The organism is Thioalkalivibrio sp. HL-Eb18 (genome assembly GCF_000364985.1).
Classification (GTDB): domain Bacteria; phylum Pseudomonadota; class Gammaproteobacteria; order Ectothiorhodospirales; family Ectothiorhodospiraceae; genus Thioalkalivibrio.
Window position 1 is genome coordinate 95,481 of sequence record NZ_KB822969.1, and the last position, 13,038, is coordinate 108,518.

Genomic DNA, 13,038 nt, shown 5'->3' on the forward strand with positions numbered 1-13,038 from the left:
TCCACGGGGGCGGTGTGCGTGCGGCGGCGGCGCATTACGGGATCCCCGAGGCGCAGTGGCTGGACCTGTCCACGGGGATCAACCCGCAGGGTTATCCCGTCGGACCGGTGCCCGCCGAGGCCTGGCAGCGCCTCCCGGAGGACGAGGACGGGCTGGAGGCCGCCGCCCGGGCGTACTACGGCGCTGCATCGTTACTGCCGGTCGCCGGTTCCCAGGCGGCGATTCAGGCGCTGCCCCGGCTGCGAGCGGGGCCTGCCCGTGTCGGGGTACTGGAGCCGAGCTACAACGAGCACGCCCGTGCCTGGCGGGCGGCTGGACACGAAGTGGTCGCGGTGAGGGAGGGCGAACTCGCCGGGGCCGCGTCCACGCTGGACGTACTGGTGCTGGTCAATCCAAACAACCCCACCGCCGCGTATTTTGCTCCCGAGACGCTGCTCGACTGGCACCGCAGGCTCGCCGAGCGGGGTGGCTGGCTGGTGGTCGACGAGGCTTTTATGGACACCACGCCCCAGCAGAGTCTGGCTGGACATACGCCGCGCGAGGGCCTGTTCGCGTTGCGTTCGCTGGGCAAGTTCTTCGGCCTGGCCGGTGCGCGGGTCGGCTTCGTTCTGGCCCCGGACGGCTGGCTGCGGCGCATCGCCGAGTTGCTGGGACCGTGGAGCGTGCCCGGTCCCGCGCGGTGGGTGGCGCAGCAGGCGCTGGAAGACCGGGCGTGGCAGGCACAGACGCGCGGGCAACTGCAGGAGGCAGGGCGCCGGCTCGAGACGCTGCTGCGGGATGCCGGCTTGCCGCCGGCGGGCGGGACGCCGCTGTTCCAGTGGTGCCGGACCGACCATGCGCAGGCGATTCAGGATGCGCTGGCGCGTCAGGGCATCCTCGTGCGTCGTTTCGACCGTCCGGCCAGCCTGCGTTTTGGCCTGCCGGGGCGTGAGGCCGATTGGCAGCGGCTGGAAACGGAGCTGCAGCAGGCATGAACGGTACAACGCTCATGGTGCAGGGGACCACCTCGGATGCCGGCAAGAGCGTGCTGGTGGCCGGGCTGGCGCGGGTGCTGCATCGCCGCGGGCTGTCGGTGGTGCCGTTCAAGCCGCAGAACATGGCGCTGAACAGCGCGGTCACCCTGGACGGAGGCGAGATCGGGCGCGCCCAGGCCCTCCAGGCCGCCGCCTGCGGCCTGGAGCCGCACACCGACATGAATCCGGTGCTGCTCAAGCCCACCTCCGATGAGGGGGCGCAGGTGATCATCCACGGCCGCCCGGCGGCCGAGCTGGATGCCCGCGCCTACCACGACTACAAGCCGGTTGCCCGCGAGGCCGTGCTGGCCTCGCATCGGCGACTGACCGCGCAGTATGCGCATGTGCTGGTGGAAGGCGCGGGCTCGCCGGCGGAGATCAACCTGCGCGCAGGCGATATCGCCAACATGGGGTTTGCCGAGGCGGTGGACTGTCCGGTGATTCTGGTCGCGGATATTGACCGCGGCGGCGTGTTCGCGCATCTGGTAGGCACGCTCGCGCTGTTGAGCGAGACGGAGCGCGCGCGGGTGCAGGGTTTCGTGATCAACCGCTTTCGCGGCGATATCAGCCTGCTGCAGCCGGGGCTGGACTGGCTGGAGCAGGAGACCGGCAAGCCGGTGCTTGGGGTGATCCCGTACCTGCACGGGTTGTACCTGGATGCCGAGGACGCCCTGCCGCGCGAGGCGGTCCCGCAGAAGGTGGCGGATGCCCTGAAGGTCGTCGTGCCGGCCCTGCCGCGTATCTCCAACCATACCGATTTCGACCCGCTGCGCCTGCACCCGGCTGTGGACCTTCGCTTCGCCGGCCCGGGCGAGTCGCTGCAGCCGGCGGATCTGATCATCCTTCCCGGGTCCAAGGCCGTGCGTGATGACCTCGCCTGGTTGCGCGAACAGGGCTGGGAGGCCGAGCTGCGCCGCCATGTGCGTTATGGCGGCAAGGTGCTCGGGATCTGTGGCGGCTTCCAGATGCTGGGTCGGGTCGTACACGATCCTGACGGCGTCGAGGGGCGGCCTGGTTCCACGCCGGGGTTGGGCTGGCTGGACATCGAGACGCGTCTCGCGCCCGAAAAGCGCCTGGAGCGTGTTGCCGGGGGGCGTGTGCTGGGCCAGGAAGCCCACGTGGAGGGCTACGAAATCCATGCCGGTGTGACGACCGGAGCCGGGCTGGGTCGCGCCCTACTGGAGCTGCAGCATGGCCCGGACGGCGCGCGCAGCGAGGACGATGCGGTGGCGGGGACCTATGTCCATGGGGTATTCGATACCTCCGCTGCCGCCGAGGCTTTGCTGCACTGGGCCGGCATGCGCACGGGGACGGAGCATGGGGAAGACCTGGCGACCGCCCGCGAGCGTGGCCTGGAACGCCTGGCCGATACCCTGGAGGCGCACCTGGACCTGGGGCGCATCCTCGCGCTGCTGCGGGCAGGAAACTCGGAGCCTGTGACATGAAGACGATGGTGCTCGGCGGCGTGCGTTCCGGCAAGAGTCGGCTGGCGGAGCAGTTGGCCGATGCCAGCGGCTTGCACGTGACCTATGTCGCTACCGCGCGTGCCGACGACGCCGAGATGGCGCGCCGCATTGAGCGCCATCGCGCCGACCGTCCCGGAGACTGGGGCCTGATCGAGGCGGATACCGGCCTGGCCGCCGCGCTGGAAGAGGCTGCAAGGCCAGATGGGTGCCTGCTGGTCGACTGTCTGACGCTGTGGCTGACCCAGCTCCTGTGCACCGAGGACGAGGCCCTGATCGAGCGCGAGCGGGAGGCCCTGATCGCGACCGTGCCGCGCCTGCCGGGCACGCTCGTGTTCGTGTCCAACGAGACGGGTATGGGGATTACCCCGATGGATGCCTTGTCCCGCCGGTTCGCCGACGAGGCCGGCTGGCTGCACCAGCGCCTGGCCCCGGCGATGGACCGTGTCGTCCTGACCGTCGCCGGCCTCCCGCATGTGCTCAAGGGTGACCCGCTGTGATCCAGGGCGTGCTCTGCTGCGGCCACGAAGACTGGTCAAATAAGGAGAACACGTGACCGAAGACTGTGACTGGCTGCAGGTGCCGCCGGCTGCCCTCAACGCCGAGGCGGGCCAGGCGGCGGCCGAGCGCCAGGCCCATCTGACCAAGCCACCGGGCTCGCTCGGGCGACTGGAGTCGATCGCCGAGCGCCTGGCCGCCATGCAGGGTGTGTCCCAGCCCATGCTGGAGCGGGTGCATATCGCGGTGTTTGCGGGCGATCACGGTGTGGTGGCGGAGGGCATTTCGCGTTTCCCGCAGGCCGTGACTGCGCAGATGGTCGCGAACTTCGCCAACGGCGGCGCGGCGATCTCGGTGCTGGCCCGGCACCTGGGGGCGTCCATCGAGGTGATCAACCTCGGTACCGTGGCTCAGCCCCCGGCCGTCGCCGGTGTGCAGCAATTGAACCTGGGGCCCGGCACCGCCAACCTCGTACGCGAGCCGGCGATGACGCCGGCGCAGCTGGAACGCGCGCTCAACGCCGGCCGCCAGTGCGCCGAGCGTGCGCGACGGGGGGACGCACAACTGTTCATCGGTGGCGAGATGGGCATCGGCAACACGACGGCCGCCGCTGCACTCGCCTGTTCGATACTGGACCTGCCCCCGGTTGATCTGGCTGGGCCCGGCACGGGTCTGGATGCGAACGGGGTACGCCACAAGGCCGAGGTGATCGAGCAGGCCCTGCGCACCCACGCCGCGGTGCGTGGCGAGGCACTCGGCAGTCTGCGCTGTCTGGGAGGGTTCGAGATTGCGGGCCTGGCTGGCGCCTACATTGCGGCGGCGCAGATCGGGCTGCCGGTGCTGGTGGATGGTTTCATCAGTACCTCGGCGGCGCTGGTGGCGGAGCGGCTGTGTCCGGGCACGGCGGACTGGTTCCTTTTTGCCCACAGTTCGGCGGAGCCGGGTCACCAGCGGCTGCTGGAAGCACTGGCGGCCGAGCCGCTGCTCGATCTCGGCATGCGCCTCGGCGAGGGCAGTGGGGCGGCCACCGCCGTGCCCCTGCTGCGCCTGGCCTGCGAGCTGCACGCCGGCATGGCGACCTTCGCCGAGGCCGGCGTCTCGGGCGATACCCGGTGACCGCTGCAGCCCGGATCGGCCTGCTGCGCCACGGCGAGACCACCGGCACCGGCTTTCGCGGACGTGGCTGTGATGATCCGCTGACCCCTGAAGGCGAGAGGGCGATGCGCGCGGCGTTCGAGTCCTCCGGCGAGTGGGATCGCGTCGTGTGTTCGCCACTGCAGCGCTGTCGGCTTCCGGCCGAAGGCTTCGCCCGCGCGGCCGGAATCCCCGTGCAGTGTGATCCCCGCCTGCAGGAGTTACATTTCGGGGACTGGGAGGGACGTACCGCGGAGCAGCTGATGTGTGACGATGCCGAGGCCCTGGGGCGGTTCTGGCAGGATCCCTTCGGCTACCCGCCGCCGCATGGCGAAGACCTCGGCCGCTTCCGCGACCGGGTGCTGGCCGGCTGGGAGCAGAGCGTGGTCGCGCCGGGTGATCGCGTCCTGGTCGTCACCCACGGCGGGGTGATTCGCCTGCTCCGCGCATACCTGGAGGGCTGGCCGTTGGAGAAGCTATTGTCGATCGAAGTCCCGTTGGCCTCGCTGTACGTTGTTGAGCCGGGCCAGCGCGAAGGGGTCCCCTCGTGATCGGGCAGGAAACCTGTAGGAGGCCAGCCCCCTGGCCGATTGGGAATGGGCCAACGCCCCATCGGCCAGGGGGCTGGCCTCCTACGGCAAGACTGGAAGGAGGGGAGTAATGAACTCCGTGTTTGCCCCCTTCTGGCTGGCCTTGCAGTTCCTGACGCGACTGCCGACGCCCCCGCAGGAGCCGCGACCCGAGGACCTCGGCCGTTCGCTCCTGGCCTATCCGCTGGTGGGGCTGATCCTGGGTCTGCTTCTGGTGCTGGCGGGGATCGGGCTGTCCGCGATCCCGGGGGCGCCGGTGTTGCTGGTCGCGGCGCTGGTGCTGACGTTCTGGGTCGCGCTCACCGGTGCACTCCATCTGGACGGGCTGGCGGACACGGTGGATGCCTGGGTCGGCGGTCAGCGGCATCCGGAGCGGGCCCAGGCCATCATGAAGGACCCGGCCTGTGGCCCGATGGCTGTGGCGGCACTGATCCTGATTCTGTTGCTGAAAGGCACGGCGCTGGTGGCGGTGGCCGATACCGGTGCCTGGATCGCGCTGCTGCTGGCGGTGCTGCTGGGGCGCGTGGTGCCGCCGGTGCTGTTTCTGACCACGCCCTACGTGAACCCCGTGGGGTTGGGTGCGGACATGGCGAAGCACCTTCCTCACAGCGCCGCCATCGGCGTCGTGGGCGGCTCGGCCGTCGTGGTGCTGGTGCTGGGCCTGCTCTCCGGCCTTTGGGGGGTGATACCGGCCCTGGTCGCCGCCGGCCTGACGCTGTGGGTGGCAACGCGCGTACTGAGACACTGGCTGGGAGGCTTCACCGGCGACACGGCCGGGGCGACGCTGGAGCTGGTGGAGACCCTGACACTCGTGATTCTGGTCCTGGCGCTTGCTGGCTAGGCGCTGATCGGCGAGGGCAGGGTTCGGGGCTGGTGTTGTCACGAAACCGTCACGGGATGGCCACATACTGACGGGATGAACTCATTCCCCTCCCGTCTGAACCCGGGCCGGCTGGTCCTGCGCACACTGACGAACCCCCTGCGGGCGGTACGCGAGGCCGGCGAACTGGAGACGGTGCCGCCCTGGTGGCAGACGTTCGTGCGACTGGCGTTGCCGGTGCTGCTGCTCAGCGTGATCGTCAGCCAGTGGCTGTACCAGACCATCCCGACCGGGCTGCCGCCGGAGGCGATGCCGGGGGCCTGGGGCTTCGGTGTCTACAGCGTGCTGGCGATGAGCATCGGGGTGCTGGGCCTGGCCTGGTCCGCGCACTACCTGACCGAGCTGTTCCAGGGCTACTCCCACCCGGACCGTGCGATGCTGGCGGTGACCATCGGCCTGCTGCCCGCCTGGGTCGGTAACGTGGCCGCCGCCTTTCCCTGGCCCTGGGGCAACACTATCGGCCTGCTGCTGATCCTGTATTCCCTGTGGCTGCTGTACTGGTCGCTGCGCGGCATCCTCGGCCTGAAGCGCGGCAACCGCATCGGCCTGTTCGTGGCCACCGTCTTCTGCGGCGCGTTCATCACCCTCATCTTCGGCTGGCTGTTGATGGACCTGATCCCCGGCGCCACCCCCGAGACCCGCATCGGCACCACCTGGCTGATCTGATTCACTCCGGCCCTGTAGGAGGCCAGCCCTCTGGCCGATTGGGAACATGCCAACGCCCCATCGGCCAGAGGGCTGACCTCCTACAGGGGGAAATCGGACAACTGGGGCCGCCTTGGTTTTCGTTGCCCAAGATCCATATCTCTGAGAGTCGAGGCTGTTTGCTGGGTGGCCTTGCTCCTTGGCAATGACGGTAGTAGCGGCTTCGGACCTGACACAGGTTTCTCGCATCACCTGGGTGTGTCAAAGCGGTTGTTCAGGACCACGGGTATGTGGCTGGCCTGTGTCCCCTGTGGCGCTGTGCGGCTTCGTATCGGCCGTGGCTGATGAGTGGTGTGAGCCGAAGCGCTGGGGTGGCGAGCGTGCGCCGTGGTGGACACGTTCAGGCGGGCGGCAAAATTTTTCCGGAATGGGGCTAAAGGATTCGGTCGAGCGGTCGTTACTGCTTTCGAAGGCGCACGAGTGTTCGCCGAGGAAGCCGACCAAGGTGGTTCGGCATGACGCTACAGGAGCGTAATCATGTCTCAAGTCATCAACACCAATATCCTGTCCCTGAATGCTCAGCGCAATCTGAGTAATTCCCAGGGCGCGCTGGCCCAGAGTCTGGAGCGACTGTCCTCCGGCCTGCGGATCAACAGCGCCAAGGATGACGCCGCCGGTCTGGCGATCTCCGAACGCTTTACCACCCAGATTCGCGGCCTGAACCAGGCCGTGCGCAACGCGAACGACGGCATCTCGTTTGCGCAGACCGCCGAGGGTGCGCTGAGCACCGTGGGCGATGCGCTGCAGCGTATCCGCGAACTGTCCGTCCAGGCGGCGAACGACTCCAACTCCGCCTCCGACCGCGAGGCCCTGAACAACGAGGCCCAGCAGCTGATCGCCGAGATCGGCCGCGTCGCGAACTCCACCGAGTTCAACGGTGACGCGATCCTGGATGGTGCGCTGCAGGATCTGTTCTTCCAGATTGGGGCCAATCAGGGACAGAACATTGCCGTTTCGGGCGTGGATGCTCGTACTACCGAGCTGGGTCGTGCCATTGCGATGGGGGAAGACGGTCTGACCCAGGAGCAGATCAACGATGTTGGCATCGGTTCGATGACCGATATTACGATTAACCTTGATGAAGTTGGGGTGCTGGAAGGACTTGATATTGACATTGAGGTCGACCTGACGGGTGTCACGTCGCTGGAAGATGCCGTACGGGAAATTAATTCTGCCATCGCCAATTTTGAAGGCAGTGACGAGGATGTTGCGGCTGTACGCAGCGCGGGCCTTAGTGCGGCACTCGTGACCGACAATGATGGCGAAACGACCATCGCGATCCGCGGTAATTTCGATACGGATTTTGAAGTTACCGGGGGCGTAGTGAGCCTCGATGATGACGACGGGGCGGGAAATACCACGGACATCACGTTGTTTGACGACACTGGTTCGGAAGCCAAGAATCTGACCGACGTGGACATTGCAAGTCGTTTCGGTGCCACCGAAGCTCTGGCCATCGTCGATGGTGCGCTGAACCAGGTGAACTCTCTGCGTGCCGATCTGGGTTCGGTCCAGGTCCGCTTTGAAAACACCATTGCCAATCTGCAGGTATCCTCGGAGAACCTTGAGTCGGCCCGCTCGCGTATCCGGGACGCAGATTTTGCCTCCGAAACGGCCGAGCTGACCCGGGCGCAGATCCTGCAGCAGGCCGGTACCTCGGTGCTGGCCCAGGCGAACGCGACGTCGCAGAACGTGCTGGCCCTGTTGCAGTAAGTTGAACCGGTAAAAGGCCATGAGACGGGCGGGTGGCCAGACGGTCACCCGCCTTTAATGGCGAGGGAAGCAAGATGAGTGATTCGATTGGCAGTATCACTTCATTGGTGTTTCAGCCTGCCCGTCAGGGGCAGGGCGATGCCTCGATGCCGGTTGCTAAAGGGTTGAACGATACCGCGGGTTCTCGGAATGCCAGTTTCGGGGATGTCCCGGCGAGCCCCGATATTCCTGAACGGGGGCTGGATGAATCGACCCAGTCTGTGGACTTGGGAGAGTCGGAGGGCATGGAGCAGGTGGTGGAGTCGATCAACGCCTATCTGCAATCGTCCAAGCGTGCGCTGGAGTTCAGCGTGGATGATTCGAGCGGCCGGACGGTGATCACGGTCAAGGATGCCGAGCAGGACGAGGTGATCCGGCAGATTCCGCCGGAGGCAGTGGTGGCCCTGATTCGTCATTTCCAGGAACAGCAAGGCCTGGATGGTACGGGGGTCGAGGAACGGGCCTGACCGACCCGGCACATTATCAACCACAGTGACTTTCGGCCGGGCTTGTCCCGGCTTTTTTCTGTCGGCCGATATGGGTGTGCATCGGATGTGGGGGCTCGACAGGAAATCGTTGCGGACCCCACAGAGGCACAATGGCAAGAAAATCGAAAATTCGTGTTAAAGCTCACGGATAGCTTGTCGTTAACGGGCCTGAGAGCGGTTGAATGCCGCCATCGCGATCGCCCGAGGCGGTCTAAAGCTATGCCGTAAGGAGACGTAATCATGTCCCAAGTTATCAACACGAACATCCTGTCCCTGAACGCTCAGCGCAATCTGAGCCAGTCGCAGGGTGCCCTGGGCCAGAGCCTCGAGCGGCTGTCCTCGGGCCTGCGAATCAACAGCGCAAAGGACGATGCCGCCGGTCTGGCCATCTCCGAGCGCTTCAGCACGCAGATCAACGGCCTGAACCAGGCTGTGCGCAACGCCAACGACGGTATCTCGTTCTCGCAGACCGCCGAAGGTGCGCTGAGCACCGTGGGCGACGCGCTGCAGCGGATCCGCGAACTGTCCGTACAGGCGGCGAACGACTCCAACTCCGCGTCCGACCGCGAGGCCCTGAACAACGAGGCCCAGCAGCTGGTGGCCGAGATCAGCCGCGTTGCCAACGAGACCGAGTTCAACGGCGACGCCATCCTGGATGGGGCGTTGAACGACATCTTCTTCCAGATCGGGGCCAACCAGGGTCAGAACATCGCGGTGTCCGGTGCCGACGCTCGGGCGACTGAACTCGGTCGAGCGATCGCCGAAGGGGCTGAAGGCCTGACTCAGGAACAGCTAAATGATGTCGGGATTGACGAAATCGATGACATCGAGATCCGCCTGGATGAAGTCGGCGTCCAGGATGACCTCGGAATTGAGATCGACGTCGACCTGGATGGCGTCACCACTCTGCAGGATGCGGTTCGCGAAATTAATTCGGCTATCTCGAGTTTTGAAGGGGCTGATGACGGTGAAACGCAGGCGGTTCGTGATGCCGGTTTGAGTGCCGCACTCATTACCGACAATGAGGGTGAGACGACCATTGCCGTTCGCGGGAATTTTGATACGGAATTTACCTTAAGCGGTGGCCAGGTAACGCTCGATGACGATGATCCGACGACGGTCGACTTGTTCTCGGCCGACACCGAGACCGATGGTCCGACTTCGGAACAGTTGAACCTCACGGACGTCGACATCGGCAGCCGCGCGGGTGCCACGGAAGCCCTGGCTGTCGTGGATGGTGCCCTGGACCAGGTCAACTCCCTGCGTGCCGACCTGGGCTCGGTGCAGGTGCGTTTCGAGAACACCATCGCCAACCTGGAGATCTCCTCGGAGAACCTGGATTCTGCGCGTTCCCGGATCCGGGATGCCGACTTCGCCGAGGAAACCGCGGAGCTGACCCGTGCCCAGATCCTCCAGCAGGCGGGGACCTCCGTACTGTCGCAGGCGAACGCCACGTCGCAGAACGTGCTGGCACTGCTGCAGTAAGCCGGGGTCTTCAAGGAGACCTTATGTAAGGCGGGTGGCCTTGGGCTGCCCGCCTTTTTTTATTGCGCGGATCCAATTCCGAACCATGTGAAGCCAGGTTGGGTACTCGCTACGGCTGCGCCAGACTGAAGCCGAAGCGTGAACCGGTTCACGAACGAAGCGGCGCGGCTTGGCTAAAGAAATCGCTGAAACAGTCGTTATACTCAGCTAGAACGCATGCGAAAGTCCCGAACAGGGGCGTGGTGAGGTGGCGCGTCATGGCAATTAGTTCTCTCGGTGTAGGGTCCGGACTGGACCTGAATCAGCTGGTAGGGCAGCTCGTAGCGGCCGAGCGCGAGCCCAAAGAACAGCGCCTGAACCAGCGCGAAGAGCGCATTGACGCGCAGATTTCGGCCTTTGGCGAGCTGACCAGCAGTGTGGATCAGGTGGGTTCGGTGCTGGGCGATCTTTCCGGTTTCGAACCTACGCAATCGGCCTCGGTGGCGGATGACAGCGTGGCGAACGTCACGGTGACCGGGGACGCCGAGAACAGTGATTTCTCGCTTGAGGTCAATCAGCTCGCGCAATCTCAGATCGTTGCCTCGGCTGCCGGTGATTTCGACAGCGCCGATGACGAAGTAGGCGCGGGTCAGCTGCAGATCCAGGTCGGCAACGGGAATGCCGTCACTATTGACGTGGAAGAGGGCGCCACCCTGCGCGATGTTCGCAATGCGATTAACGACTCCGAAGCGGGTGTCACCGCGTCCATTGTGAATGACGGCAACGGTGCGCGCCTGGTACTGAGCGCGAACGAGACCGGAGCGGATAACACCATCTCCGTCACGGCGACGGAAGACCCCGAGGGCAGTGGACTGGGCCGACTGGATAGCAGCAACCTGACCGAGACCCGCGCGGCCCAGGACGCGGAGGCCGTCATCAACGGACTGACCGTCACCAGCTCCAGTAACACGTTGAGCGACACGATCGAGGGGCTCGAGATCGAACTGACGGGTGTCTCCAGCGGCCCGACAACCGTGTCCGTGTCGGAGGATCGCGACGAGCTGGAATCGCTGCTGCAGAGCTTCGTGGAGAACTACAACGCGCTCATCGGGCAGACCAACCAGCTCACGGCTTACGATCCCGAAGAGGACGAGGCGGCCGTGCTGACGGGCGACAGCACGGTGCGCGGGATTCGCAGCCGTCTTGGCAACGCCCTGATCCAGCCAGCGGAAGGTGCTGGCGGATCCAATCAAACGCTGGCCGAACTCGGCATCATCTCCAACCGGGATGGGACGCTGAGTTTTGACAGTACTCGCTTCAGTGAGGCCATGGAGCGTGACGGATTCGAAAATATCTCCGACACCGTGCGCAACATCGCGGGCCAGATGCGCGATGTGACGGACAGCTTTACCGGCCGCGATGGACTGATACAGGTTCGGCAGGACGGGCTGCAGAGTGATCTCAGCCGAATCGAACGCCAGCGCGAGGATCTGGAAGCCCGCATCGAGCGGCTTGAGGCGAATTGGGTGCGTCAGTTTTCGCGGATGGACTCCATGGTGGCGCAAATGCAGGCCACGGGCGATCAACTGATGGCGCAATTGGCCAACACGCCGCTGGCCAGAAATCAATCCCGATAACCTCACCGAGCAGGGGTAGTGAAATGTACGGACCGGGCATGAACAGGGCAGTCAACCAGTATCGGCAAGCGGGGCCGATGGCCGAGGCACAGGTGGCCGATCCTCACCGTCTGATTCAGATGCTGTTCGAGGGGGCCCTGGAGCGTATCGCGGTGGCGAAGGGCGCGATGCAGCAGGGCAATGTCGCGGTCAAGGGTGAACGCATTGGTAAGGCGATCGATATTGTCGAATCACTCAGGGCGATGCTGGATCACAAGCATCGGCCGGAGCTGGCTGCGAACCTGGATGCACTCTATGCGTACATGACCCGTCGCCTGCTGGAAGGCAACGCCCAGAACGATCCGGCGGCGCTGGACGAGGTGGCCAAGCTGCTGCGCGAGATCAAGGCCGGCTGGGACGACATTCCACCCGAGGAGCGCCAGCGCAAGGCGGGTTGAGGCGCGCCTCCTTGACGGCACCATCGCCTCGTGGTGTTGTTCGCCGATTATGACGACCAACGATGCGGGTAAAGACGACTCCGGTGCAACGCTGGAGGATGCGGTGGAAGCCGTACGCGGCCTGATGGACCAGGCCATCCGCGAGGAAGACTGGGACCACCTGGAAGAGCTGGACCTGAAGGCGCGTGTGCTGGTCGAGCGTGCCTTTGGCGATGAGCCCGTACCGTTGCGTGATGACACGGGCGAAGCCCTGCGCAGCGCACTGGAACGCCTCTCGACATTCTATGAAGAAACCGTCCCGATCCTGGCCGAACGCCGCGGCGATGCCAGCCGCCAGTTGCGCGAACTGCGCGCGGGGCGGAAAGGCACCAACGCCTACGAGAATACCCGCCGCAACTCCATGCGCTCCGGTCCGATGAAGCCCGGCGGCTGATTCGCAGCTCCAGACGGCCGCCGATGTCCCGGATGTGGCCGGCTCACGTCGCCATCATTTCCTCGGCAGTCGTTTCGACTCTCGGCCCCCGAGAATTTTCATCTCGTGTCAACCCGGAAAGGCACAGCGGTTAGCCGCCACCTCTGGTGTCGGGCGCTGGGCAGACCGTTGGGGGTTGTCTGACGCGGGAGATCCTGGCGCTCCGCTGCGGCGGGGATGACGGATACCCTGGCCCTGGTGGTTTGCCAAGCCCCGTAGATACCGTCTTGCCCTACGGGGTGCAAGGGGTTTCATGGCGGGCTTGATACGGGGTTTGGGATTTGAGCACACCGAAGGCGATGTGCAGGAGTTTGCGCATAGCCGCCCCGATCGCCGACATCTTGGCCTTGCCGCGTGTCAGCAGACGTTGATGCTGGTGTCGCACGTCCGGGTTGTACCGGGTCGCCACCACCGCCGCCATGTAGAGCGCCTTGCGCAGTCGGCTGGAACCGATCTTCGCCAACCGCGAGGGCCGCCGGACCGTGGTCCCCGATTCTTCCAGGAC

General features: G+C 65.4%; 14 protein-coding genes. 13 read left to right on the forward strand and 1 reads right to left on the reverse strand.

The window, feature by feature from the left end; genetic code table 11:
- Positions 1–14: 14 nt before the first annotated feature.
- The 13 genes from cobD (at position 15) to F813_RS0109045 (ending at position 12,494) form a co-directional block, all read left to right on the forward strand.
- On the forward strand, positions 15–974 hold the full coding sequence (gene cobD / locus F813_RS0108985; RefSeq protein ID WP_017926306.1) for a threonine-phosphate decarboxylase CobD: 960 nt from the start codon (positions 15–17) through the stop codon (positions 972–974).
- Positions 971–2,458, forward strand: a complete 1,488-nt coding sequence (locus F813_RS0108990; protein WP_017926307.1) for a cobyric acid synthase — start codon at positions 971–973, stop codon at positions 2,456–2,458. Before cobD ends, F813_RS0108990 begins: the two co-directional genes overlap by 4 nt.
- Positions 2,455–2,976 (forward strand): bifunctional adenosylcobinamide kinase/adenosylcobinamide-phosphate guanylyltransferase, encoded by a 522-nt coding sequence (gene cobU / locus F813_RS0108995; RefSeq protein ID WP_017926308.1) that lies wholly within the window; start codon positions 2,455–2,457, stop codon positions 2,974–2,976. The genes F813_RS0108990 and cobU overlap by 4 nt, the downstream gene beginning before the upstream one ends.
- Positions 2,977–3,028: 52 nt before the next feature.
- A complete protein-coding gene (gene cobT, locus F813_RS0109000; protein WP_017926309.1) occupies positions 3,029–4,090 on the forward strand; it encodes a nicotinate-nucleotide--dimethylbenzimidazole phosphoribosyltransferase in 1,062 nt (353 codons plus the stop codon).
- Positions 4,087–4,659, forward strand: coding sequence for a histidine phosphatase family protein (locus F813_RS0109005; RefSeq protein ID WP_017926310.1), 573 nt, complete (start codon positions 4,087–4,089; stop codon positions 4,657–4,659). Before cobT ends, F813_RS0109005 begins: the two co-directional genes overlap by 4 nt.
- Positions 4,660–4,768: 109 nt before the next feature.
- The gene (gene cobS, locus F813_RS0109010; RefSeq protein WP_017926311.1) at positions 4,769–5,539 is read left to right on the forward strand and encodes an adenosylcobinamide-GDP ribazoletransferase; all 771 of its coding nucleotides are present in this window, start codon (positions 4,769–4,771) and stop codon (positions 5,537–5,539) included.
- Between the two features lie 75 nt (positions 5,540–5,614).
- A complete protein-coding gene (locus tag F813_RS0109015; protein WP_017926312.1) occupies positions 5,615–6,244 on the forward strand; it encodes a YIP1 family protein in 630 nt (209 codons plus the stop codon).
- A 516-nt stretch (positions 6,245–6,760) separates the two neighbouring features.
- Positions 6,761–7,996 carry a flagellin gene (locus tag F813_RS0109020; RefSeq protein WP_017926313.1) on the forward strand — a complete coding sequence of 412 codons (1,236 nt, stop codon included), beginning with the start codon at positions 6,761–6,763 and terminating at the stop codon, positions 7,994–7,996.
- Between the two features lie 146 nt (positions 7,997–8,142).
- Positions 8,143–8,502: a flagellar protein FlaG gene (locus F813_RS0109025; RefSeq protein ID WP_369759339.1), complete on the forward strand. Its 360-nt coding sequence runs from the start codon at positions 8,143–8,145 to the stop codon at positions 8,500–8,502.
- A gap of 261 nt (positions 8,503–8,763) precedes the next feature.
- Positions 8,764–10,008 (forward strand): flagellin, encoded by a 1,245-nt coding sequence (locus F813_RS0109030; RefSeq protein WP_017926315.1) that lies wholly within the window; start codon positions 8,764–8,766, stop codon positions 10,006–10,008.
- A 257-nt stretch (positions 10,009–10,265) separates the two neighbouring features.
- Positions 10,266–11,624, forward strand: coding sequence for a flagellar filament capping protein FliD (gene fliD / locus F813_RS0109035; RefSeq protein ID WP_012982836.1), 1,359 nt, complete (start codon positions 10,266–10,268; stop codon positions 11,622–11,624).
- A 23-nt stretch (positions 11,625–11,647) separates the two neighbouring features.
- Entirely contained in the window at positions 11,648–12,061 is a 414-nt protein-coding gene (fliS, locus tag F813_RS0109040; protein ID WP_012982835.1) for a flagellar export chaperone FliS, read from the forward strand.
- Positions 12,062–12,110: 49 nt separating this feature from the next.
- The gene (locus tag F813_RS0109045; protein ID WP_012982834.1) at positions 12,111–12,494 is read left to right on the forward strand and encodes a flagellar protein FliT; all 384 of its coding nucleotides are present in this window, start codon (positions 12,111–12,113) and stop codon (positions 12,492–12,494) included.
- Positions 12,495–12,765: 271 nt separating this feature from the next.
- On the opposite strand, the gene F813_RS0109050 is transcribed toward F813_RS0109045, so the two are convergent.
- A partial coding sequence (locus tag F813_RS0109050) for a transposase (RefSeq protein ID WP_026148227.1) occupies positions 12,766–13,038 on the reverse strand: 273 nt, incomplete at its 5' end.

What these genes read in the sequence shown, in the direction of transcription:
- F813_RS0108990 (WP_017926307.1), top strand. Translation starts at nt 971, where the DNA reads ATGAACGGTACAACGCTCATGGTGCAGGGGACCACCTCGGATGCCGGC.
- F813_RS0109020 (WP_017926313.1), top strand. Translation starts at nt 6,761, where the DNA reads ATGTCTCAAGTCATCAACACCAATATCCTGTCCCTGAATGCTCAGCGC.
- F813_RS0109045 (WP_012982834.1), top strand. Translation starts at nt 12,111, where the DNA reads ATGACGACCAACGATGCGGGTAAAGACGACTCCGGTGCAACGCTGGAG.
- F813_RS0109015 (WP_017926312.1), top strand. Translation starts at nt 5,615, where the DNA reads ATGAACTCATTCCCCTCCCGTCTGAACCCGGGCCGGCTGGTCCTGCGC.
- fliD (WP_012982836.1), top strand. Translation starts at nt 10,266, where the DNA reads ATGGCAATTAGTTCTCTCGGTGTAGGGTCCGGACTGGACCTGAATCAG.
- fliS (WP_012982835.1), top strand. Translation starts at nt 11,648, where the DNA reads ATGTACGGACCGGGCATGAACAGGGCAGTCAACCAGTATCGGCAAGCG.
- cobU (WP_017926308.1), top strand. Translation starts at nt 2,455, where the DNA reads ATGAAGACGATGGTGCTCGGCGGCGTGCGTTCCGGCAAGAGTCGGCTG.
- F813_RS0109025 (WP_369759339.1), top strand. Translation starts at nt 8,143, where the DNA reads ATGCCGGTTGCTAAAGGGTTGAACGATACCGCGGGTTCTCGGAATGCC.
- F813_RS0109030 (WP_017926315.1), top strand. Translation starts at nt 8,764, where the DNA reads ATGTCCCAAGTTATCAACACGAACATCCTGTCCCTGAACGCTCAGCGC.
- cobS (WP_017926311.1), top strand. Translation starts at nt 4,769, where the DNA reads ATGAACTCCGTGTTTGCCCCCTTCTGGCTGGCCTTGCAGTTCCTGACG.